Source organism: Mycobacterium sp. 050134 (assembly GCF_036409085.1).
Lineage (GTDB): Bacteria > Actinomycetota > Actinomycetes > Mycobacteriales > Mycobacteriaceae > Mycobacterium.
In genome coordinates this window covers 299,506-321,794 of the sequence record NZ_JAZGLV010000001.1, presented here as the reverse complement: position 1 = coordinate 321,794, position 22,289 = coordinate 299,506, and the positions used below count along the sequence as shown (strand labels likewise).

The 22,289-nt window shown below is 68.0% G+C and carries 23 protein-coding genes and 1 pseudogene; 10 read left to right on the top strand and 14 right to left on the bottom strand.

Features of this window, described 5'->3' with window-relative positions; all coding sequences use genetic code 11:
- The first annotated feature begins 115 nt into the window (after positions 1–115).
- Complete coding sequence (gene phoP / locus SKC42_RS01665; RefSeq protein WP_330962648.1) at positions 116–838, top strand: two-component system response regulator PhoP; 723 nt, start codon at positions 116–118, stop codon at positions 836–838.
- Between the two features lie 51 nt (positions 839–889).
- Positions 890–2,332, top strand: a complete 1,443-nt coding sequence (locus SKC42_RS01660; RefSeq protein WP_330962570.1) for a sensor histidine kinase — start codon at positions 890–892, stop codon at positions 2,330–2,332.
- Here the strand turns inward: SKC42_RS01660 and SKC42_RS01655 are convergent.
- The 10 genes from SKC42_RS01655 to SKC42_RS01610 form a co-directional block, all read right to left on the bottom strand.
- Positions 2,320–2,724 carry an HIT family protein gene (locus SKC42_RS01655; RefSeq protein WP_330962569.1) on the bottom strand — a complete coding sequence of 135 codons (405 nt, stop codon included), beginning with the start codon at positions 2,722–2,724 and terminating at the stop codon, positions 2,320–2,322. The genes SKC42_RS01660 and SKC42_RS01655 overlap by 13 nt on opposite strands.
- A 102-nt stretch (positions 2,725–2,826) precedes the next feature.
- The gene (locus SKC42_RS01650; RefSeq protein ID WP_330962568.1) at positions 2,827–3,252 is read right to left on the bottom strand and encodes a ketosteroid isomerase family protein; all 426 of its coding nucleotides are present in this window, start codon (positions 3,250–3,252) and stop codon (positions 2,827–2,829) included.
- A gap of 54 nt (positions 3,253–3,306) precedes the next feature.
- Complete coding sequence (locus SKC42_RS01645; protein ID WP_330962567.1) at positions 3,307–3,783, bottom strand: FAD-dependent oxidoreductase; 477 nt, start codon at positions 3,781–3,783, stop codon at positions 3,307–3,309.
- A 63-nt stretch (positions 3,784–3,846) separates the two neighbouring features.
- The gene (locus tag SKC42_RS01640) at positions 3,847–4,974 is read right to left on the bottom strand and encodes an NDMA-dependent alcohol dehydrogenase (protein ID WP_330962566.1); all 1,128 of its coding nucleotides are present in this window, start codon (positions 4,972–4,974) and stop codon (positions 3,847–3,849) included.
- Between the two features lie 169 nt (positions 4,975–5,143).
- Positions 5,144–5,683, bottom strand: coding sequence for a nuclear transport factor 2 family protein (locus tag SKC42_RS01635; RefSeq protein ID WP_330962565.1), 540 nt, complete (start codon positions 5,681–5,683; stop codon positions 5,144–5,146).
- A 1-nt stretch (position 5,684) separates the two neighbouring features.
- The gene (locus SKC42_RS01630) at positions 5,685–5,909 is read right to left on the bottom strand and encodes a ferredoxin (RefSeq protein WP_330962564.1); all 225 of its coding nucleotides are present in this window, start codon (positions 5,907–5,909) and stop codon (positions 5,685–5,687) included.
- Positions 5,906–7,273, bottom strand: coding sequence for a cytochrome P450 (locus tag SKC42_RS01625; protein WP_330962563.1), 1,368 nt, complete (start codon positions 7,271–7,273; stop codon positions 5,906–5,908). The genes SKC42_RS01630 and SKC42_RS01625 overlap by 4 nt, the downstream gene beginning before the upstream one ends.
- Positions 7,270–8,094, bottom strand: a complete 825-nt coding sequence (locus SKC42_RS01620; RefSeq protein WP_330962562.1) for an SDR family oxidoreductase — start codon at positions 8,092–8,094, stop codon at positions 7,270–7,272. The genes SKC42_RS01625 and SKC42_RS01620 overlap by 4 nt, the downstream gene beginning before the upstream one ends.
- Positions 8,095–9,321, bottom strand: a complete 1,227-nt coding sequence (locus SKC42_RS01615; protein ID WP_330962561.1) for a cytochrome P450 — start codon at positions 9,319–9,321, stop codon at positions 8,095–8,097.
- Positions 9,318–9,962, bottom strand: a complete 645-nt coding sequence (locus SKC42_RS01610) for a TetR/AcrR family transcriptional regulator (protein ID WP_330962560.1) — start codon at positions 9,960–9,962, stop codon at positions 9,318–9,320. Before SKC42_RS01610 ends, SKC42_RS01615 begins: the two co-directional genes overlap by 4 nt.
- A 209-nt stretch (positions 9,963–10,171) precedes the next feature.
- On the opposite strand from SKC42_RS01610, the gene SKC42_RS01605 reads away from it, so the two are divergent.
- From SKC42_RS01605 to SKC42_RS01585, 5 genes are all read left to right on the top strand, one after another.
- A complete protein-coding gene (locus tag SKC42_RS01605; RefSeq protein ID WP_330962559.1) occupies positions 10,172–11,647 on the top strand; it encodes an aldehyde dehydrogenase in 1,476 nt (491 codons plus the stop codon).
- Between the two features lie 18 nt (positions 11,648–11,665).
- Entirely contained in the window at positions 11,666–12,415 is a 750-nt protein-coding gene (locus SKC42_RS01600; protein WP_330962558.1) for an SDR family oxidoreductase, read from the top strand.
- Positions 12,412–13,266 (top strand): NAD(P)-dependent oxidoreductase, encoded by an 855-nt coding sequence (locus SKC42_RS01595; protein WP_330962557.1) that lies wholly within the window; start codon positions 12,412–12,414, stop codon positions 13,264–13,266. The genes SKC42_RS01600 and SKC42_RS01595 overlap by 4 nt, the downstream gene beginning before the upstream one ends.
- On the top strand, positions 13,266–13,703 hold the full coding sequence (locus SKC42_RS01590; protein WP_330962556.1) for a carboxymuconolactone decarboxylase family protein: 438 nt from the start codon (positions 13,266–13,268) through the stop codon (positions 13,701–13,703). Before SKC42_RS01595 ends, SKC42_RS01590 begins: the two co-directional genes overlap by 1 nt.
- Before the next feature lie 110 nt (positions 13,704–13,813).
- A complete protein-coding gene (locus tag SKC42_RS01585; protein WP_330962555.1) occupies positions 13,814–15,184 on the top strand; it encodes an HNH endonuclease signature motif containing protein in 1,371 nt (456 codons plus the stop codon).
- A 58-nt stretch (positions 15,185–15,242) separates the two neighbouring features.
- On the opposite strand, the gene SKC42_RS01580 is transcribed toward SKC42_RS01585, so the two are convergent.
- Positions 15,243–16,328 carry an aldo/keto reductase gene (locus tag SKC42_RS01580; protein WP_330962554.1) on the bottom strand — a complete coding sequence of 362 codons (1,086 nt, stop codon included), beginning with the start codon at positions 16,326–16,328 and terminating at the stop codon, positions 15,243–15,245.
- Positions 16,329–16,409: 81 nt separating this feature from the next.
- Here SKC42_RS01580 and SKC42_RS01575 point away from each other — a divergent pair, with 81 nt between their 5' ends.
- Positions 16,410–16,814: a MarR family winged helix-turn-helix transcriptional regulator gene (locus tag SKC42_RS01575; protein ID WP_330962553.1), complete on the top strand. Its 405-nt coding sequence runs from the start codon at positions 16,410–16,412 to the stop codon at positions 16,812–16,814.
- 49 nt (positions 16,815–16,863) lie between these two features.
- The gene (gene purD / locus SKC42_RS01570) at positions 16,864–18,132 is read left to right on the top strand and encodes a phosphoribosylamine--glycine ligase (protein WP_330962552.1); all 1,269 of its coding nucleotides are present in this window, start codon (positions 16,864–16,866) and stop codon (positions 18,130–18,132) included.
- Here the strand turns inward: purD and SKC42_RS01565 are convergent.
- Together SKC42_RS01565 and SKC42_RS01560 are read right to left on the bottom strand one after the other, a co-directional pair.
- Positions 18,129–19,712, bottom strand: coding sequence for a gamma-glutamyltransferase family protein (locus tag SKC42_RS01565; protein ID WP_442931933.1), 1,584 nt, complete (start codon positions 19,710–19,712; stop codon positions 18,129–18,131). The genes purD and SKC42_RS01565 overlap by 4 nt on opposite strands.
- A 30-nt stretch (positions 19,713–19,742) precedes the next feature.
- A complete protein-coding gene (locus SKC42_RS01560; protein ID WP_330962551.1) occupies positions 19,743–20,651 on the bottom strand; it encodes an alpha/beta hydrolase-fold protein in 909 nt (302 codons plus the stop codon).
- Positions 20,652–20,724: 73 nt separating this feature from the next.
- On the opposite strand from SKC42_RS01560, the gene SKC42_RS01555 reads away from it, so the two are divergent.
- Entirely contained in the window at positions 20,725–21,342 is a 618-nt protein-coding gene (locus SKC42_RS01555; protein WP_442931932.1) for a TetR/AcrR family transcriptional regulator, read from the top strand.
- Here the strand turns inward: SKC42_RS01555 and SKC42_RS01550 are convergent.
- Positions 21,299–22,085: pseudogene (locus SKC42_RS01550) on the bottom strand (DUF429 domain-containing protein); the annotation flags it as partial. The gene SKC42_RS01555 and the pseudogene SKC42_RS01550 sit on opposite strands and share 44 nt — an antisense overlap.
- Between the last annotated feature and the right edge of the window lie 204 nt (positions 22,086–22,289).

Genomic DNA, 22,289 nt, shown 5'->3' with positions numbered 1-22,289 from the left:
ATCAAAGCCAATGCCACGATTCCTGGCAGACTGTTAGCAGACGACTGGTACCGCGCTCCCAGGAAGTGCACAATTTTCGACAAGGACACATACAGCAAGGACAGAAGTGACCCTCATGACAGCGGCGACATCATCAAATGAAACCAAGCCGGAGGCCCGAGTCCTGGTGGTCGACGACGAGGCCAACATCGTCGAGCTGCTCTCGGTGAGCCTGAAGTTCCAGGGGTTCGAGGTCTACACCGCGACCAACGGCGCCCAGGCGCTGGACCGCGCCCGTGAGGCACGGCCCGACGCCGTGATCCTTGACGTGATGATGCCCGGAATGGACGGCTTCGGGGTGCTGCGACGGCTGCGCGCCGACGGCATCGACGCGCCGGCGCTCTTCTTGACCGCCCGCGACTCGCTGCAGGACAAGATCGCCGGCCTGACCCTCGGCGGCGACGACTACGTCACCAAGCCATTCAGCCTGGAAGAGGTGGTCGCCCGGCTGCGGGTCATCCTGCGTCGCGCCGGCAAGGGCGTGGCCGAGCCGCGCAACGCCCGCCTGACCTTCGCCGACATCGAGCTGGACGAGGAGACCCACGAGGTGTGGAAGGCCGGGGAGCCGGTGTCGCTGTCGCCCACCGAATTCACCCTGCTGCGCTACTTCGTGATCAACGCGGGCACGGTGCTGAGCAAACCGAAGATCCTCGACCACGTCTGGCGCTATGACTTCGGCGGTGATGTCAATGTCGTCGAGTCCTACGTGTCCTACCTGCGGCGCAAGATCGACACCGGCGAGAAGCGGCTCCTGCACACCCTGCGCGGTGTGGGTTATGTGCTGCGTGAGCCGCGCTGAGCGCAAGCTCGGTGCTCGGCGAGGTGACGACGGTTGACGAAGGATACTGGGATGGCCAGACGATATCGGCGCGGAATTCCACTACGAGTGGGCCTGGTTGCCGCCACGCTGGTGTTGGTGGCGTGCGGCCTCGCCGTTTCGGGCCTCGCGGTCACGTCCATCTTGCGGCACAGCCTGATCAGCCGGATCGACCAGACGCTGCTTGACGCGTCCCGCGGCTGGGCACAGGCCCCGCGGCGGCAATCCGCGCCGCCGTACGAAGGGCCCGACCCGGGCCGCCCGCCGTCCAAGTTCTACGTGCGGGGCATCGGCGCTGACGGCACCCCGTTCACCGCCATCAACGACCGCAACGCCGAGCCGGCGCTGCCACCTGACAACGACGTGGGCTCCAATCCGACGACGCTGCCCTCGGTCAACGGCTCCGACATCCAGTGGCGGGCCGTGTCGGTGCGCGGGCCCAACGGCCTGACGACCGTCGCCATCGACCTGTCCGACGTCCAGCACACCGTCGACTCCCTGGTCTGGCTGCAGATCGGCATCGGGGTGGCGGTACTGGCCTTAGTGGGGATCGCCAGCTTCGTGGTGGTGCACCGCAGCCTGCGACCGCTCGCCGAAGTCGAACAGACCGCCGCCGCGATCGCCGGCGGCCAGCGCGATCGCCGCGTTCCCGAGCGCGACCCCCGGACCGAGGTCGGCCGGCTGTCGCTGGCGATCAACGGGATGCTGACGCAGATTCAGCAGGCGCTGGCCTCCTCCGAGTCGTCGGCCGAGAAGGCCCGCAGTTCCGAGGAGCGGATGCGGCGGTTCATCACCGACGCCAGCCACGAGCTGCGCACCCCGCTGACGTCGATCCGCGGCTTCGCCGAGCTGTATCGGCAGGGCGCCGCCCGCGACGTGGCCATGCTGCTATCGCGGATCGAGAGCGAAGCCAGCCGGATGGGCCTGCTGGTCGACGACCTGTTGCTGTTGGCCCGCCTGGACGTGCAGCGACCGCTCGAACACCACCGCGTCGACCTGCTGGCCCTGGCCAGCGACGCCGTGCACGACGCGCAGGCCGTGGACCCGAGGCGCCGCATCACGCTGAAGGTCCTCGACGGCCCGGGCACCCCGGAGGTGGTTGGGGACGAACCACGAATCCGGCAGGTGCTGAGCAATCTGATCGCGAACGCCCTGCAACACACGCCGTCGACGGCGGACGTCACCGTGCGGGTGGGCACCGAGGGCGATGACGCGGTCCTCGAAGTGGCGGACAGAGGCCCCGGCATGAGCGAGCAGGACGCGTCGCGGGTCTTCGAGCGGTTTTACCGCACCGACTCGTCGCGGGCGCGGGCCAGCGGCGGCACCGGCCTGGGTCTGTCCATCGTCGACTCTTTGGTGCGCGCGCACGGCGGGGTGGTCACGCTGACGACCTCACCCGGGGAGGGGTGCTGTTTCCGGGTCACGCTGCCGCGGGTGAGCGATGTGTCCGCGCCCGAGCCGGTTCACGCCAGCTGAGCCAGGGCCGCCTTGATCTTCGCCTGCGCCTCGTCGAGGGACTGCGGGGAAGGGTTGCGATCGACGGAGGCGAAGCCGAAGTCGCTCAGGCTGCGGGTGGGGAACACGTGCACGTGGAGGTGCGGAACCTCCAGCCCGGCGATGATCATGCCGGCCCGCTCGGTGCGGAACGCCTTGCACACGGCCTTACCGATCAGCTGGCTCACGCCCATGACGCGGGCGAAGGTCGCCCCGTCGACGTCCTGCCACTGATCGATCTCGGCCCGGGGCACCACCAGCGTGTGGCCCTGGGTCATCGGCTCGATCGTCAGGAAGGCGACGATGTCGTCGTCCTCGTAGACGAAGCGTCCGGGAAGTTCGCGGTTGATGATCTTGGTGAAGATCGAAGCCATGGGCCCAGCATAGGTTTGGCGAAATTGCCCGGAAGGCTGCGGTCGCCGTCCCGCGCCGACCGGGACCGCGATCTCGGCGACAAGCCGCCGCCGACGGAACGTCTATTCCTGGCCGAACTTCATCATGTCGAGGTTCCAGTACCCGCGCATGTTGGTGATGAGCCCGGCCTCGTTGACCTTGTAGGTGAACACGCCGCGCACCTTGCTGGTGATGCCGCCCTCAAACTTGCTGTCCAGGACCAGGACATGCGCGATCTCGTTGGGGTCACTGGACGGGAAGGTTTCTTCGCGGGTGATGGTGAGCTGGTTGGCGGCGATGTTGCTGTCAAAGAACCCGCCGACCGCCGCCTTCCCGCGGACTCCCGTTCCGTCGGGGTTGGTGACGGATTTGCCGATCGGGTCCTCGATGACGACGTCGTCGGCCATCAGTGCCAGCCAGCCCTCGCGGTCGTGCGCTTGCACGCAGCGCCACGAGTTTTGCGACGCTGTCAGCGCCGGGGAGGCCTGGGAATGCTCGGTTTGCGTCATGTCTTCTCCTGTCTCTAGATCGCGCACGCGGCGCGCGCGCCGTCCTCGGTGGCTTTACGGATGAGCCCGGCCCCGGTGCAGTCGCCGGCTGGCGCCCCCATGAGGGGTGAAGACCACCGCCTCGGGCGTGATGCGCTCGGTGACGGCCCGGACGTGCACGGCGACGCCCAGCCGGTCGAGGCGGTCCATGTGCTCGGTCTTGCGCTTGTTGCCCACCTCCGGCGCGACGTCCCCGCCCGCCTCGAGTACGGACACGAGACGGCCACGGGCCGCGAGGAATTCGGCCAGTTCGAGCGCGACCAAATCTCCGCCGACGATGGCGACTCGCCGGCCGAGCGGCATCCAGGCGCGGGTGGCGAGCCGGACCGCGCCGGGGCGTAGCAGCCGTTGTGGCGAACCGCCAGCGAGCTCGCACAAGGCGGGCCTGGTGCGCACGTGTGGGAGGTCGGCGCCGGGAACGGGCGGAATCGCGATGCGTCCACCGGTGGCCACCACCACCGCGTCCGGGTCGGCCCTCGCGATGTCGCGCACGGAAACATTCTGGCCCGTAACCACTTCGGCGGCGCCGAGCTTGACCTCGCCGCGCGGGTGCGCCTACCGGTCGGCGTCTGTATAGCGGATGACCCCGCGAATGTTCTTGCCGCTCAGCATGTCCTGGTAGCCCTCGTTGATCTGCTCGAGGCGGTACTGGGTGGTGACCATGTCGTCCAGGTTCAGCTTGCCGGCCGTGTACATCGAGAGCAGCTGCGGGATGTCGTACTGCGGGTTGCCGCCGCCGAAGATGGTGCCCTGCAGGTTCTTCTGCATGAGGGTGAGCATGGCCAGGTTCAGGTTCACGTTGGTGTCGAGCAGGCTCCCGATGGCGGTCAGCACGCAGGTGCCGCCCTTCTGGGTGATGTTGAGGTAGTTGTCGACGTCGGCGCCGTGCAGCTCGCCGACGGTGACCACCACCTTGTGGGCCATCAGGCCGTAGGTGACCTCGGCGATGCCCATCAGCGCCGCATTGATGTCGGGGTAGACGTGGGTGGCGCCGAACTTCAGGGCCTGGTCGCGCTTCCACTCGACCGGGTCGATCGCGAAGATGTAGCGGGCGCCGGCATTGACCGCGCCCTGCAGCGCGGCCATGCCGACGCCGCCGACGCCGACGATCGCGACGTCCTGGCCGGGACGGATGTCGGCGGTGCGGACCGCTGAACCGTATCCGGTGGTCACGCCGCAGCCGACGAGAGCGGCTACCTCGAACGGGACTGCGGGGTCGATCTTCACCACCGAGCTGCGGTGCACGACCATGTACGGCGAGAAGGTGCCCAGCAACGTCATGGGGAAGACGTTCTGGCCGCGGGCCTGGATCCGGAACGTGCCGTCGGAGACTGCGGCGCCGCCGAGTAGGCCGGCCCCGAGGTCGCACAGGTTGCGCATGCCGGCCTGGCAGGTCGCGCATTGCCCGCAGGACGGGATGAAGGACAGGACGACGTGGTCACCCGGGGCGATGTCTTCCACGCCGGGGCCGACCTCGGTGACGATGCCGGCACCCTCGTGGCCGCCGAGCACGGGGAAACCGGCCATCGGGATGCCGCCGGTCACCAGGTGGTGGTCGGAGTGGCACATGCCCGCCGCTTCCATCTGGATCTTGACCTCATGCGCTTGCGGGTCGCCGATCTCGATTTCCTCGATGGACCACGGCTGGTTGAACTCCCAGATCAGTGCGCCTTTTGTCTTCACGTTGGACCTGACCCCATTTCGCCTTTGAATTGAGACTGCCGGGGCCCGTCATGCCCGGCAGGTGTAGTGACGAGTGCCACAGGCACCCTTGTCGCGTCAGCATAGCGCGTGCGACGAATCAAATGCTTGGTTGGTTGCCAGGCCGAGGTCCCAGCAATGCGGTGCCGGCTCACCAGATCGGCACCGGGGTCTGCCCGAGCGGGTAGTAGCCGGGCAGTTTCTCGCCGGCGACACTGCGCTCGATCCGCTTCTGCATGCCGGGGCTCAGGTCGCCCGACTCGATCAGCGTCGCGAACATCTTCGCGACGTGACCGAAGTCGAAGAAGTCCCGCTGCCACTCGATGAGGTTGTCGGTGTTGAGGCGGAACCAGCTGCCGCCGATGCCGTAGATCTCGCCCTGGGTGCCGTCGGACTTGTTGACGATCTGCTTCCAGAAGCCGACGACCTCGCCCTGCTTCTCGTCGATGAGCACCTTCTGGTACTCGTACACCCAGTTCTCCAGGCCCTCCATCTCGAGGCCGAGGGCGATGTCGCGGATCTCGTCGACGCCCACGCACATCACGTCCTCCTTGGGGCCGATGTTCCAGCCGTAGGTGGCGTCCGGGGTGTAGAAGTCCGCCAACGGCCGCCAGTCGCCGGCCTTTTCGCAGTCCTTGTTGGCCTGCAGCCAGCGGTCGACCCACGCCTCCAGTTCCTCGCGTGACGCCATGTCAGTCTTCCTTCTGTTCGATGGACGGTGCCTGTTTGAGGAACAGTGCCTGCGTGGGGCACATCTCGACCGCGCGCTCGACTTCGTCGCGGGCGTCTTCGGGCGGTTCGGGGTCGATGATCTCGACCTTGCCCCGCTTGGGCACCCGGAAGTAGTCCGGCGCCTCCAGTTCGCACATGGCGTGTCCCTGGCACAGGTCCAGGTCGGCTTCGATGCGGAACGTCATGCCGAGCCCCGCGGGGTGCGCCTGCGGTACCGGGCTTTGGCGGGTCGGGCCAGCTGCACCACCATTTTCGAGTGATCGTTGTGGTAGCTGTCGGCGGGCTGCGCCATCTCGAATTCGTACTCGCGCAACAACACCGAGAAGATCGCCTTGATCTGCATCTGGGCGAACGCGGCCCCCACGCAACGATGCCGGCCCGCGCCGAACGGTATCCAAGTCCAGCGGTTGACGATGTCGGCCTGCTCGGGCTTGTTGTACCGTTCGGGCTTGAAGGCGTCGGGATCGGGGAAGTCCTCGGGGATCCGGTTGCTGATCGCCGGGGATGCGGCAACGTAGTCGCCCTTGTGGATCGGGAATCCCTCGACCTCGAACTCGCCCTGTGCCACCCGCATGAGGATGATCAGCGGCGGGTGCAGGCGCAGCGTCTCCTTGACCACGTTGTCCAGCTTCGGGATCGACCGCAGCGCGTGGAAGCTCACCTCCTGGCCGTCGGCGTACAGCTCGTCCAGCTCGGCCAGCACCTCGGCGTACGCCTCGGGGTGGCGGATCAGCTCGATCAGCGTCCACGCCGAGGTCCCCGAGCTGGTGTGGTGCCCGGCGAACATCAGCGAGATGAACATGCCGGTGACCTCGTCCGCGGAGAAGCGGGGGTTGCCGTCCTCGTCTTTGATCGACACGAGCACGTCGAGCATGTCGCGGTCGCCCTTGTCTTTGGGCGGGTCGGCGATTCGCTGATCCATGATTTCCTGAACCAACGCCACCAGCTTCACCCGTGCCTCGTCGCGAAGGCGGAAGCTTTCGATCGGCAGGTATGGGTCGACGTAGCACAGCGGGTCGGTACCGCGCTCGAGCATGTGGTAGTATTCGGCGAATCGGTGGTCGAGCTGTTCGCGGAACTTCAACCCGATCAGGCAGGCAGTCGAGGTGTAGATGGTCAGCTCGGCGAAGAAGTCAAGCAGCTCGATCTCGCCCTCGTCGCCCCAGCCGGCGATCATCTTCTTGACTTCGCCCTCGATGGTGGCGGCGTGGCCCTTCATCTGCTCGCCGCGCAGCGCCGAATTGTGCAGCATCTCCTTGCGCCGCTCGGGGCTGGCGTCGAACACCACCCCCTTGCCGAAGATGGGTGTCATGAACGGGTAGGCCTCGGCCTGATCCAGATCCTCGTCCGCGGAACGGAAGAAGAACTCGTTGGCGTTCGCGCCGGACAGCAGGATCACGTGCTTGTCGACCAGTTGGAACCAGCCGACGTCGCCGCATTCCTCGCGCACCCGCTTCATCAGGCCGATCGGGTCGGCGCGGAACTCCTCGAGATGGCCGTGCTCCTCTTCGCCGCCGGACACCCGCGGAACGACCGCGATAGAGGTCATGACGGCATCCCCTCTTCGCCGAGAGCGAGCTTCTGGCGCTGTTTGTTGTCGGCCAACGGGGCCTCGGGCTGGAGCTCCATGTTCGCGATGAAGCCGCCGCGCGGTGTCTCAGCCACGAACGTGATCGCTCGTGCCAGGTCAGCGGCCCGCAGGAAGTAGTCGTGGCGCGCCTGACCCCACTTGGCCCAGTCTTGCAGCGCCGGTCCGATTTTCTCGGCCGGCAGGCTCCAGCCCATCGATGTCTTGGTCGGTCCGGGGTGCACGATCGAAGCGCGCACGCCGGTGCCCTCGAGTTCCATCTGGAAGTTGGTGACCATCGCGACCAGCGCGGCCTTCGCCGCGCCGTAGGCGCCCATGTGCGGCCGCTGCCGCAGAGCCACGTCGGAGCCGACGAAGATCAGGTCGCCCCGCTGCCTGTCGAGCATTCCCGGCAGCACCGCGGCGGCCAGCCGGTAGGCGCCGACCAGGTGGATCTGCAGCTGGGACTCGAACTCGTCGCCTGTGATCTCGGCGAGCTTCCCGAAGTAGGTGTCACCGGCGCCGGCCACCAGTACTTCGATCTCGCCGAGCGCATCGACCGATTGCGCCACAAAGGCTTTCACCGAGTTGGGATCGGTCACATCGAGGTGGAACCCGACCGCTTCGCCTCCGTTCGCGTTGATCTTGCCGACGATGTCGTTGAGCTTCTCGACCCGGCGGGCGCCCAGGGCGACCGGAAAACCGTGCGCTGCAAGCTCGATCGCGGTGGCCTCTCCGATGCCGGAAGAGGCGCCGGCCACGATCGCCGGTCGGCGTTCGGGCAGGGGATCGAAGCGGGGCATTCAGCGGACCTCCACGCTCATGGGTAAATGGGCGAATCCGCGGACATTGCTGGAGTGGACGCGGACGGCGTTGGCCTCGTCCACCTCGTATCCGCGGATTCGCCTGAACAATTCGGTCAGCGCCACGCGCGCCTCCATCCGGGCGAGGTGTGCGCCCAGGCAGAAATGCGCGCCGCTGCCGAAACTCAACAGGTTGGGGCCGATCTCACGGCCGATCTGGTACTCGTCGGGGCTCGCGAACACCCGCTCGTCGCGGTGCGCCGAACCGGGCAACAGCAACAGGACGTCACCCTCGGGGATCGTGGTGTCGTACAACGTGAGGTTTCCGGACACGGTCCGCGCCAGGATCTGGCTGGACGTGTCGTAACGGAGCGTCTCCTCGACCCACAGCGGCACCCGGGACAGATCGGCATAGACCGACGTCAGTTGGTCGGGGTTCTTGTGCCCCCAGAACGCGGCATTGGCAAGGAGTTTGGTCGTCGTCTCGTTTCCGGCGATCACCATCAGGAACATGAACCCGAGCACTTCGTCGTCCGTGAGGCGATCGCCGTCGATCTCGGCATCGAGCAGCGCGGTGGTCAGATCGTCGGCGGGCTTCTTGCGGCGCTCGGCCACCATCTCCTGGTAGTAGACGATAAGGTTGAGGGAGGCCTCGATCGCCTCGGGCGGCACGTCGGTGACACCCTCCTCGCGGTGCATGACGGCGTCGGCCCAGGCCCGCACCTGCACCCGATCCGGCTCTGGCACCCCCATCAATTCGGAGATGACGTCCATGGGCAGCTTCCCGGCGAACTCGTCGACATAGTCGACACAGTTGCCGGCGCCGTCCCGTGCCTTCGCCAGCATGGTGTCGAGGTGGCGGACCGCGATCTCGGCGACACTGGGCTCGAGTTCCCGAATCCGGCGCGGGGTGAAGCCGCGCGAGACCAATGTGCGCAGCCGCAGATGCGCGGGATCGTCCATCGCCAGAAACGACATCGTCTTGCTCGCGTGCGGGCCCCGCGATGCGGGATCCAGCGAGACGCCGTACTTGTTGGACAGCGTGGTGCTGTTCCGGAAGCCCTGCAGGACGTCGCGGTGGCGCGACAGCGCCCAGAATTTGAGGTTCTCGTTCCGATACAGCGGGGCCTCGTCGCGCAGCCGCTGGTAGTAGGGGTAGGGGTTCTCGTGGAAGTGGTAGTCGTAGGGATCCAGGACCACTTCGTGGCCGTCGACATGCACCGTCATCGTCGGGCCCCGTCTGCTTGCTCGCCCGTCTCGCCGGCGCCCGTCAGGATCAGCCGCACCACGAAGGTCAGCCGGTCCGCGATCTCTCGGTAGGTGAATTGACCACTGCCGGCCTGTACCAGCGCGCCGAAGAAGGCCATCTCCAGGGCGGAAACGGTGGCCGGATTGGCCCCCGGCCCGATGGCCGAGGCGATGCGCCGATGGATCTCCGCACCGATCCGGTCGCGTGCGGCCCGGACCGCCGGGTCGGCGCCGCCGCCGAGCAACGCCGCGGTGCACGCGGCGCCGACCTCGGGCTCGTCGGCGACCACCAGGGTCAGATGGCGCACCACCTGTTCCACCCGGGTGGGCATCGGGTCGTTGACGTCGGTGAAGTAGGGCACCTGCCGCACCAGGTCGAGATACACCTCGGCGATCAGATGGTTCTTCGATGAGAAGTACGTGTACGCGGTGGCGGGCGCCACTTTGGCGCGGGCGGCGACCGCGCGCACGGTCAGCTCGGCGTAGGACTTTTCGCGCAGGGTTTCGATGCCGGCGGCCAACACCTTGCGGAAAGTCTCCTCTTGGCGTCGGTTGCGCGGCGCGTGACCGGTTTGGTGATCGGCCGCGGACGTGATCGCTACCAGAGCGTCGCTGGACACATGTCCAAAGCTATCCGATGGCCGTGGCGCGAGGCAAGATCGTGCCGCAAACATGCGAAATAAAGGGTATTTTCGGGCCAGATTGGGGGTATCGGCTCGGCAGGCCCTTGCACCAGCGATCCCGCGAAGGCTATGGTGCCAGGGGCAATATCGGACAGCTGTCTACTTCCGGTTGCACCCATGTTGCGAGTCCATAGGCGGGAGCGGAAATGGCCCAGAAAACCCTGTTGGCCGACGGCGTGAGTGAATTGTTCATCGACGGCAAGTTGTCGCCCGGAAGTGCGGGAACCTTCCAGACGATCAACCCGGCAACCGAGGAAGTGCTCGGCGTTGCCGCCGACGCCGGCGCCGACGACATGGACCGCGCCATCGACGCGGCGCGGCGCGCCTTCGACGAGACCGACTGGTCGCGCAACACCGGCTTGCGGGTACTTTGCGTGCGGCAGCTGCGTGAGGCGATGCAGCGGCACCTCGAAGAGCTGCGCGACCTGACCATCGCCGAGGTCGGCGCGCCGAGAATGCTCACCAGCATCGCTCAGCTGGAAATCCCGGTCAACGACCTGGAGTTCGCCGCGAAGACCGCCGAATCGTACGACTACAACCAGGATCTGGGCGAGGCGTCCCCGATGGGTATCCGCACCCTGCGCACGATCGCCCGTGAGGCCGTCGGTGTCGTCGGCGCCATCACGCCGTGGAACTTCCCCCATCAGATCAACCTCGCCAAGATCGGGCCCGCGCTGGCCGCCGGAAACACGGTCGTCCTCAAGCCGGCGCCCGACACGCCCTGGTGCGCCGCGGTGCTCGGCGAACTCATCGCCGAGCACACCGACTTCCCGGCCGGAGTGGTCAACATCGTCACGTCCAGCGACCACGGTGTGGGCGCGCTGCTGGCCAAAGACCCTCGTGTGGACATGATTTCGTTCACGGGCTCGACCGCAACCGGTCGCAGCGTGATGGCCGACGGTGCCGCCACCATCAAGCGGGTCTTCCTCGAATTGGGTGGGAAGTCGGCGTTCATCGTCCTGGACGACGCGGACTTGGGTGGCGCGGTGGGCGTGGCTGGGTTCTCGGTCTGCATGCACGCCGGGCAAGGCTGCGCGATCACCACGCGGCTGGTGGTGCCGCGCGCGAAGTACGACGAAGCCGTCGCCATCGCGGCCGCGACCGTGGGCGGCATCAAGGCCGGCGACCCCGCCGATCCCGGAACCATTTGTGGACCGGTGATTTCGGCGCGTCAGCGCGACCGGATCCAGGACTACCTCGATTCGGCGATCGACGAGGGTGGGACGTTCGCATGTGGAGGCGGGCGGCCGGTCGACCGGGATGTCGGCTTCTTCATCGAGCCCACCGTGATCGCGGGCCTGGGTAACGACGCCCGCTGCGCGCGTGAGGAGATCTTCGGCCCGGTGCTGACGGTGATTCCGCACGACGGTGACGACGACGCCGTCCGCATCGCCAACGACTCGCCATACGGTTTGTCGGGCACCGTATTCGGCGCCGACCCGGACAGGGCCGCGAGGGTTGCCGCGCGGTTGCGCGCGGGCACGATCAACGTCAACGGCGGCGTCTGGTATTCGGCCGACACACCCTTCGGTGGCTACAAGCAGTCCGGGAACGGTCGAGAGATGGGCCTGGCGGGTTTCGAGGAGTACCTAGAGACCAAGGCGATTGCTACGGCGATTTGATTAGGGGAGCTTGAGAGCATGCGATTCGAGAACAAGGTCGCGATCATCACCGGATCGGGTGGCGGCATCGGCCAGGCCTACGCCGAGGCGCTGGCGCGCGAGGGCGCGGCCGTCGTCGTCGCCGACATCAAGGCCGAGGCGGCCGAGGGGGTGGCCAAGCAGATCGCGGCCGACGGCGGCACCGCGCTGGGCGTCGCGGTCGACGTGTCCGACCCCGCGTCGGCCAAGGCGATGGCCGATCGCACGCTGGCCGAGTTCGGCGGCATCGACTACCTGGTGAACAACGCGGCGATATTCGGGGGCATGAAGCTGGACTTCCTGCTCACGGTCGACCCCGAGTATTACAAGAAGTTCATGAGCGTCAATCTCGACGGCGCGTTGTGGTGCACGCGCGCGGTGTACAAGAAGATGGCTAAGCGCGGCGGCGGCGCGATCGTCAACCAGTCGTCAACCGCCGCTTGGCTGTACTCGAATTTCTACGGGCTGGCCAAGGTGGGTCTCAACGGCCTGACCCAGCAGCTGTCGCGCGAACTGGGCGGCCAGAACATCCGGATCAATGCGATCGCGCCCGGACCCATCGACACCGAGGCCAACCGGACCACCACCCCGCAGGAGATCGTTCAGGACATCGTCAAGGGACTTCCGTTGTCCCGCATGGGAACCCCCGAAGACCTCGTCGGTATGTGCCTGTTTCTGCTGTCCGACGAGGCGTCGTGGATCACCGGCCAGATCTTCAACGTCGACGGCGGACAGATCATCCGATCATGACTGACGTGCACCTCGGTTACATCGGCCTGGGCAACATGGGTGCCCCGGTGGCCAAGCGGCTGGTCGGCTGGCCAGGCGGCCTGACGGTCTTCGACGTGCGGGCCGAGGCCATGACGCCGTTCGCCGAGGCGGGGGCGACGGTGGCCGACAGCGTGGCCGGCGTCGCCGCCGCCGACATCATCAGCGTGACCGTTCTCGACGACGCGCAGGTGCGCGAGGTGGTCGGTGACCTGGCGGCGGACGCCAAGCCCGGCACGGTGATCGCGATTCATTCGACGATCAGCGACACCACCGCCGTCGAGCTGGCCGACGCGCTCGGGCCCCGGGGCATCCACGTCGTCGACGCGCCGGTCAGCGGCGGCGGCGGCGCTGCCGAGAAGGGCGAGCTCGCCACCATGGTGGGCGCCGGCCGTGAGGTCTACGAGCGAATCAAGCCGGTGTTCAAGCAGTGGGCATCGCTCGTCATCCACGCCGGCGGCCCGGGCGCGGGCACGCGAATGAAGCTGGCGCGCAACATGCTCACGTTCACCTCGTACGCCGCGGCATGCGAGGCGATGAGGCTGGCCGAGGCCGCCGGCCTGGACTTGCAGGCGTTGGGGCGGGTGGTGCGACACACCGATGCGCTTACCGGCGGCCCCGGCGCGATCATGGTCCGCGATGACATGAAACCGCTCGACCCGGACAACTTCCTCTACCAGCCCTTCCTGCACACGCGTGGTCTGGGCGAGAAGGACCTGAGCCTGGCGTTGGCGCTGGGGGAGAGCCTGTCGGTCGATTTGGCGCTCGCGCAGTTGGCCTTTGAGCGGTTGGCCGCCGCGCTGGGCGTACCGCACACGCAGGGAGAGTCGTAATGGACGAATTGCGCCGCAAGGGCCTCGAGAAGATGAACGAGGTCTACGGCTGGGAGATGCCCAACGTCGAGGGCGACGCTTACTTCGACCTGACCGTGGACCACCTGTTCGGCTCGATCTGGACCCGGCCGGGACTCTCCATGCGCGACAAGCGCATCATGACGCTGACGGCCGTGACCGCCGTCGGTAACCGCGACCTGGCCGAGATCCAGATCAACGCCGCGTTGCTCAACGGCGAACTCACCGAGGACGAACTCAAGGAGATGGCCGTCTTCCTCACCCACTACCTCGGCTTCCCGCTGGGCTCGACCCTCAATGGTGCCGTGAGCGCCGTGGTCGCCAAGCGCGAGAAGGCCGCGGCGAGGGGCGCCGGCGAGGACAAGAAGGCCAACGTGGACGCCGCGTTGAAGATGCACTCGGGAGAGACGGGTAACTAGCGCGGTTAGTCCCGGAGTCGGCGCCGGCTCCCAAAATCCCTTGTGTCACAGCAGTTTCAAGGGTCACATCGACGACGGTTTTGAGTGAGTGTGATCGTAGCGTGTGAGGCATGGGCGCGAGCGGTCGTGAGGAGATCGTCGAGGCCTTCGACGCGTTCGATGCCGAGGTGGATCGGTTGTGTGGGTTGTCGTTTGACGTGCTGACCACCCCGGATCGGTTGTGGGCCCTGGAACGCCTGGAACGCGCGTCTCGTCGGCTGCGCGCGCCCGAGCACGCGCTGATCAATCAGCTGGGCGCGCGGGCCGATGGGGAGGAACTGGGCGGAACTCTGCGCTCGGCGTTGGCCGATAGGTTGCGGATCAGTAAGGCCGAGGCGGGCCGGCGGATCGGCGAGGCCGACGATCTTGGGCAGCGGCGGGCGATCACCGGGGAGCCGTTGGCGCCGCGGCTGACCGCGACGGCTGCCGCCCAACGTCAGGGTCTGCTCGGTGGCGGGCACGTGAAGGTGATCCGCGGGTTCTTCAGCGCCCCGCCCGCCGAGGTGGACGCGTTGACCCGCCAGGCCGCCGACGCCGACCTGGCCGCCAAGGCATCCGGGTACCGCCCCGACGAGTTGGCGAAATATGCCCAGCGCGTCATGGATTGGCTCAACCCCGACGGAGAGTTCAGCGACGCCGAACGCACCCGCAAGCGTGCCGTCGTCCTGGATCGGCAGGATTTCGACGGCATGTCGCGCCTGAGCGGCCTGGTGACCCCGGAGTTGCGGGCCGCCCTCGAAGCCGTGCTGGCCAAGCTCGCCGCGCCCGGGGCGTGCAACCCCGACGACGAGACGCCGGTGGTCGATGCCACACCCGACGAGGCGGCGGTACGACGCGACGGCCGCTCGGGGGCCCAGCGCAACCATGACGGATTGCTCGCCGGGCTGCGCGGGCTGCTCGCCTCGGGCGAGTTGGGCCGACACAACGGGCTACCGGTGTCGATCGTCGTGACCACCACCCTGCAGGACCTCGAGGCCGCCACCGGCAAGGCCCTGACCGCCGGCGGCACCCTGGTGCCCATGTCGGATGTGATCCGCTGGGCCTGCCATGCGCATCATTACCTGGCCATCTTCGACCAGGGCAGGTCTCTGGCGCTGTATCACACGAAACGGTTGGCCTCGCCCGCGCAGCGGATCATGCTCTACGCCAAGGATCGTGGCTGCACGAAACCGGGCTGCGACGCGCCGGCCTACCACACCCAGGTCCACCACGTGACGGGCTGGACCGCCACCCGGCGCACCGACATCGACGACCTCACCCTGGCCTGCGGCCCCGATAACCGGTTCGCCGAACAGGGCTGGACCACCCGCACCAACGCCCGCGGCCAGACCGACTGGATCCCGCCACCACATCTCGACCACGGCCAACCCAGAACCAACACGTTCCACCACCCCGAACGACTCCTGCGCGACGGTGACGCCAACGAAGACGACCCTGATTGACGTCAGGAGTGCCGCGAGGCTTCAGGGCGTCGGCTGACCGGTCGAGCCGACCGGTCGATCAGTACGGCTGAACGCCCTCCGGCATCACGTATTCCGACGTCGTCGTGGAGACGCCGTTCACCGTCGTTCCGCCGTTGATGATGCCGGGAGCCATCTCGAGCATGTTGCCGGGGAATCCGAACGTCCGCGCGGTCAGCGCGTCGAGCCGGCTCAGCTCGTCGGTGGTGAGGGCCACGTCGACGGCGCGCACGTTGTCGTCGAGCTGCGAGAGCCGCCGCGCGCCGATGATGATGGACGACACGGCGGTCTGGGCGTGTACCCAGGCCAGCGCCGCGGCGGCGACATTCGTCTCGTGCGCCTTCGCGATGACCTCCAGCTCGTCGATGACCGCGTACGTCCGCTCGTTGAGGAAGCTCTCGACCAACGCGCCCCGGTCGGCGCTGTGCCGTCCGTCGTTGCTGCGGGTGTACTTGCCGCTGAGCACGCCGCCCTTCAGCGGCGACCACGGGGTGATGCCCAGGCCGAACCCCGTCGCCATGGGGACGAGCTCCTGTTCCACCGTCCGTTCGAGTAGCGAGTACTCGATCTGCAGCCCGACGAACGACGTCCAGCCGCGGAACCGCGCGATCAGGTTCGCCTCGACGATCTTCCACGCCGGCGTGTCCGAGACGCCGAGGTAGCGCACCTTGCCCGCCCGAACCAGGTCGTCCAGGGCGGCCATCGTCTCGTCGATGGGTGTGTTGGCGTCCCACATGTGCATCCAGTACAGGTCGATGTAATCGGTCTGCAGCCGCCGCAGCGAGTTCTCGCAGGCCTTGATCACCGACTTGCGTCCCGACCCGCCGCCGTTGGGGTCTCCCGGATAGAGGTTGCCGCTGAACTTGGTCGCGATGACCAGGCGATCGCGCCGCGCGGGGTGGCGCCCGACATGGTCGCCGATGATCTTCTCGGAATGGCTGCGGGTGTAGAAGTTGGCGGTGTCGATGAAGTTGCCGCCGAGCGCGATGTACCGATCGATGATCTGCTGCGATTCTTCGACGCTGGTGCCCCAGCCGAGGTCCTCTCCGAATGTCATGGCGCCCAGGCACAGCGGGCTGACGCGCAGGCCGGAACGTCCGAGCGTGACGTATTGATCAAGGGGCATGATGACCGCTTCCTGCTAATATGTTCAGTTATGTGTTTGTTCGAATCTAAACTAGTTCAGTCCTGAACGACTTGGCAACTCGTGACCTCTGACGCGGCCAGAATCTGGTCCCTGAACTATCGGGTGTTGTTGTCCGTCATCGTGTGCGCGGAACCCAGGATATGTGCGCTGGGAATCGAGTCGAAGGAGCTGTTCCTGCTCGCCGAGATCGATGACCACCCCTACCCCGCCGAACTGGCGGCGACGCTGAGCATGCCCAAGCCCACCGTGACGGCGTACCTGAAACGGCTCGAGGCGGCGGGCTTCGTGCGCCGCGAGATCGACCCCGCCGATCTACGGCGGCATCGGCTTCGGCTCAGCGCGTCCGGTCGGCGGGTCGCCAAGGACGGTCTCGCCGTGCTGTCGGACGAATTCACCGAGCGTCTCGCCCGCCTCACCGCCGCGCAACAAAAGGAACTTACTCACCTGCTCGAGAAGATCCTCTGAGGGCGACTCCTGTGGGCGTGACGCGTTCGCCCGGCTAGTCTGACCTCTCGTGCGAGTCCTCGTGATCGGCTCCGGTGCCCGTGAACACGCGTTGCTGCTGGCGCTTCGCAGAGATCCCCAGGTCACCGGCCTGGCGATCGCCCCCGGCAACGCCGGCACCGGCCGGCTTGCGGAGCAACGCGACGTCGACATCACCTCCGGCGACGAGGTCACGGCCCTGGCGCGCGACCTGCGTGCCGACCTGGTGGTCATCGGTCCCGAGGTGCCGTTGGTGCTGGGGGTCGCCGACGCCGTGCGCGCCGCGGGCATCGCCTGCTTCGGGCCGAGCGCGGACGCGGCCCGCATCGAGGGTTCCAAAGCGTTCGCCAAAGACGTCATGAGCGCGGCCGGCGTGCGCACCGCTACCAGTGAAATCGTCGACAGTCCAGCGCTTCTCGATGCCGCGCTGGACAGGTTTGGCCCGCCCGCGGGCGACCCGGCGTGGGTCGTCAAGGACGACCGCCTCGCCGCCGGCAAGGGGGTGGTGGTGACCCCGGACCGCGAGGTGGCGCGCGCCCACGCCGCCGGGCTGCTCGAGGCCGGCCACCCAGTGCTGCTGGAGTCCTACCTGGACGGGCCTGAGGTGTCGCTGTTCTGCGTTGTCGACGGCCACACCGTGGTGCCGCTGCTGCCCGCTCAGGACTTCAAACGGGTCGGCGACGGCGACACCGGACCCAACACCGGCGGCATGGGTGCCTACGCGCCGCTGCCGTGGCTCCCCGACGACCTGCACCGGCACATCGTCGAGGGCATAGTCGAACCCGTTGCGGCCGAGCTTGTTCGGCGCGGCTGCTCGTTTTCCGGACTGCTCTATGTGGGGCTCGCGATCACCGCTAACGGGCCCGCCGTGGTCGAATTCAACTGCCGTTTCGGGGATCCGGAGACCCAGGCCGTGCTCGCCCTGCTGGAGTCGCCGCTTGGTCAACTCCTGTATGCCGCGGCCACCGGCGCGCTGGCCGAATTCGGTGAGCTGCGCTGGAGTGATGGTGCCGCCGTCACCGTGGTCCTGGCGGCCGAGAATTATCCGGGGCGCCCGAGGGTCGGCGACGTCATCGTCGGCTCGGAAGCCGAGGGCGTCCTCCACGCCGGTACCGCGCGGCGCGAGGACGGCGAGATCGTCTCGTCGGGTGGCCGGGTGCTGTCGGTGGTTGGCACCGGTGCCGACCTGGCCGACGCGCGCGCCGCGGCATACGAGATCTTGGGCTCGATCCGGTTGCCGGGCGGCCACTTTCGCAGCGACATCGGCCTCGCGGCGGCCGAAGGCAAGATCAGCGTCTAGAACACGGCGGCCTGTCCGTCGCGGCGTGGGTCGCTCACCGCGAGATACCCGCCGTCGAGGCGCCAGATGGCCTGGCAGCTGCCGAATTCGTTGTAGTCGTCGACGGTGACCAGCTCGTGCCCGCGCCGCGTCAGCTCGTCGAGCGTGGCTGCTGGGAATCCCCGCTCGCAACTGACCTGCGTGCCCTGCACCCAGCGGAACCGCGGGCCGTCGCAGGCCGCCTGCGGATTCTGCCCGTGGTCGGCGATGCGGACCATCACCTGGACGTGGCCCTGCGGCTGCATGGTCCCGCCCATCACGCCAAAGCTCATCACCGGGGCGCCGTCCTTGGTGACGAAGCCCGGAATGATGGTGTGGTAAGGGCGTTTGTTGGGCCCGACGCAGTTCGGATGCCCGTCCTCGCAGCCGAAATGGGAACCCCGGTTCTGCAGCGAGATCCCGGTGCCCGGCACCACCACTCCGGAACCGAATCCCATGTAGTTCGACTGAATCATCGACACCATCATCCCGCCGGCGTCGGCGGCCGTGAGGTAGACGGTCCCGCCAACGGGGGTGCCGGCGGACGCCGGCTTGGCCCGCTTCTGATCGATGAGCGCCGCCCTCAGCTGCAGATAGTCCTTGTCCAGCAACCGTTCCGGCGGAAACGACATGTGGTCGATGTCGGCGACGTAGGCCTGCGCGTCGGCGAAGGCCAGCTTCACTGCTTCGATCTGCAGGTGCACGCTGTCGGCCGAGTCGGCCGGCAGGGACGCCATGTCGAACTGCTCCAGGATCCCCAGGGCGATGAGCGCCACGATCCCCTGGCCGTTGGGCGGTATCTCATGGACGGTGTAGCCGCGATAGGGCGCGTCGATCGTGCCGACCCAGTCGGCCCGATGGGCGGCCAGATCGCCCGCGCGCATCGCCCCGCCGTTGGCGAGCGCGTGCGCCTCGAGCCGTTCGGCCAATTCGCCGCGGTAGAACTCCTCGCCGCCGGACGCGGCGATCTTCTCCAGCGTGGCGGCGTGGTCGGAAAACCTGAACAACTCGCCGGGTTTGGGCGCCCGGCCACCGGGCAGGAAGGCCTCGGCGAAGCCCGGTTGGTCGCGGAACAGGGGCACCTGGGCCGCCCACTGCCCGGCGACCGTCGGGGAAACGAGGAAGCCGTTGCGGCCGTAAGAGATTGCCGGCTCGAACAGCCTCTCGAACGGCAGCTTGCCGAACTTGGCGTGCAACTCCGCCCACGCCGAGACCGCCCCGGGCACCGTCACCGAATTCCACCCGAACATGGGAACGCCGTCGCTCCCGAAGTAGTCCGGAGTCCAGGCGGCCGGTGAGCGGCCCGACGCATTCAATCCGTGCAACCGGTTGCCGTCCCACACGATGGCAAAGGCGTCCGAGCCGATCCCGTTGGATACCGGTTCGACGATCGTCAACGTGATCGCGGTGGCGACGGCCGCGTCCACCGCGTTGCCGCCTTGGGCCAACATCCGAAGCCCGGCTTGGGCGGCGAGCGGCTGGGAGGTGCAGACCGCGTTCGCCGCGAGCATCGGCTTGCGCGGCCAGGGGTAGGGCAGGCTCCAATCGAAAGGTGTCGTCACGCCCGCGAGGGTAACGCGCGCCGGGAAACACTAGGCCGCGAGCAGCGGTGCGATCCAGGTCAGCTCGGCGGGCAACTGCGAGCTCCAGTACGCCGGGTTGTGCCCGCCGGGTGAAAAGCCACCGGCGGGCGGGTTGGGCAGCTGAGCGACGAACTGCTTCGTCGCGGCGTAGAACGGGTCGCTGTCGCCGCAGTCCACTCGGATCGGGATGGACGCCAACGCGGGCATGCCGAACACGGAGTTCGCTGCCAGGTCGTCCGGGTTATCGAAGGCCCCGGGCGCCGCCGCGCCGGCCGACAGCCACAGCGCCGGGCTCACCGCGCAGATCGCCGCGGTGCGGGCGGGTCCCAGCCGGCCGCCGAGGAGCAGCGCGCCGTACCCGCCCATCGACCAGCCCAGGAATGCCACCCGCGAAGTGTCCAGATTTTGCCCGCCCAGCATCGGGATCAGCTCATTGAGGACCATGGCCCCGCTGTCCTCGCCGGATGTCCTCTTGTGCCAATAGCTGCCGCCGCCGTCGACGGCGACCACAGCGAACGGTGGCAGCCCCGCGGCCACGGCCTGGGCCAGGCCCTGCTCCACGCCGCCGGCCATCACCGTGGCCGCGTCGCTGCCTTTGCCGTGCAGCGCGATCACCGGTCGCAGCGCCGTGGTCTGGCCCGGTGGGCGGGCGATCGCCCAGTTGGTGTTGATGCCCCCGCGCGCCGCGGACACGAAGGATCCGGTCACCATGGTCGGCGCCGGCTGGGCCGGGGGAGCCGGCTCGAGCGGCGGGGGCACTAGCGGCATCTGGCTGTTGGCCGGAGTGACGGGCGCCGCCCGTGACGGCCGGGGCTGTATCAGCACGTCGAGCGCGGATACCCCGGCCGCGCCGGCCGCGGCGCCGACGCCGAGTCGAAGCACGGCGCGTCGGCTCAACTCGGGCATGCGGGCCATCATGCCATGTTGCTTTAGCGGGCCGTTTGGCCAAAATGGCAATGCAGTACCACTTTGGCTGGCACCATGGCTACTCGTGACTGCAGCGGTTACTCCAAAAGGGGAACGTCGGCGGTACGCGCTCGTGAGCGCGGCCGCCGAGCTGCTCGCGGAAGGCGGTTTCGAAGCGGTGCGGCACCGGGCTGTCGCCCGGCGGGCCGGCCTGCCACTGGCCTCTACCACGTATTACTTCTCGTCGCTCGACGATTTGATCGCCCGCGCCGTCGAACACATCGCCATGATCGAAGTCGCGCAACTGCGGGCGCGGGTCACCGCGTTGTCTCGGCGGCGCCGCGGCCCGGAGACCACCGCCGACGTGCTGGTGGATTTGCTGGTGGGCGACGTGGCCGGGGCCGGCCTGGCCGAGCAGCTCATATCGCGGTACGAGCGACACATCGCGTGCACCCGCTTGCCGGCCCTGCGCGAGACGATGCGCCGCAGCCTGCGCCAGCGCGCCGAGGCGGTGGGCGAGGCCATGGAGCGATCGGGCCGGTCGGTGCACATCGAACTGGTGTGCACTCTCATCTGCGCGGTCGACGGCTCGGTGGTATCGGCCCTGGTCGAGGGTCGGGATCCCCGCACAGCGGCGCTGACCACGGTGGTCGACCTCGTCGACGTGCTCGCGCCGATCGACCCGCGGCCGGTACAGATCTAGCCGCCCGAAGCGTCGAGCTGCAGGGTCGGCGTCACGATGTGCCCGGTGGTGGAGTCGCCGTAGATGGTGATGCGGTCCGGGCGGCGCTGTGCGTACAACGCGACATACGCGCAGACGACCGCGTCCACGGGATCCTCGACGCGGCGAAGGTCGCTTTTCCGCTGCGCGGCGACCGCCCGTCGGCGCAGCTCGGCCCAGCCCTCGTGGCCGTCGACGCGCAGCGCGACCGCGGCCTGCGCCAGCCTCTCGACGCCATCCATCAGCAGTAGCAGCTCCGAGCGGAGCCGCCCGACGTCGCGGCCCGGCTTCGCCTTGTATTTCAGCGTCCGTTCCAGCCGGAAGAGCACCACGGTGGCCGCATGCGGGTAGACCTCGATGGCGCGTCGCGCCGCCGTCGATCGCGGGTCCATGTCGAGGTCGAGCGCCCGGGCCAGCCGCGCCGCGCGGGGCCCGCCGGCGAACTCGGGTTTTCCGGTGTTGACGGGGTGGGCCCCGGCCTCGAACCTGCGAAAGTCGCGGTTGAGCGCCGACTCGGCGGGCCGCTGCCCGGTGGGGTTGGTCACCACGAGCGGCGCGTCGAAGGCGACCACGCAGTCGCCGCGGACGTACGGGGCCAGGGCGGCCAGCACCTGCTCGTCGTCGCGCACGGCGGCGAGGTCGACCAACCCGCCGTCCGCGTCGACCACCGCCACACCGGTGGGGTTGCGGCCCGCCCATGCGAGGTCCACGCCGACGAAATACATCCGTACAGGGTAGGGAGGCTCGGGCTCGCGACGGCTTGGCCCTCGCCGCGCGATCTGCCCGCGGCACATAAACGTCTGCGACGCCACGCCGATATCGGTCGCAGACGTTTATGCCTCGCGGCTTCCGACCCGGCCTGGGCGTCACACGCGCCACTTCGGCCCCAGCGGCGCGCGGAACGCCCGCCAACGGCGCGCGGGTCCGCC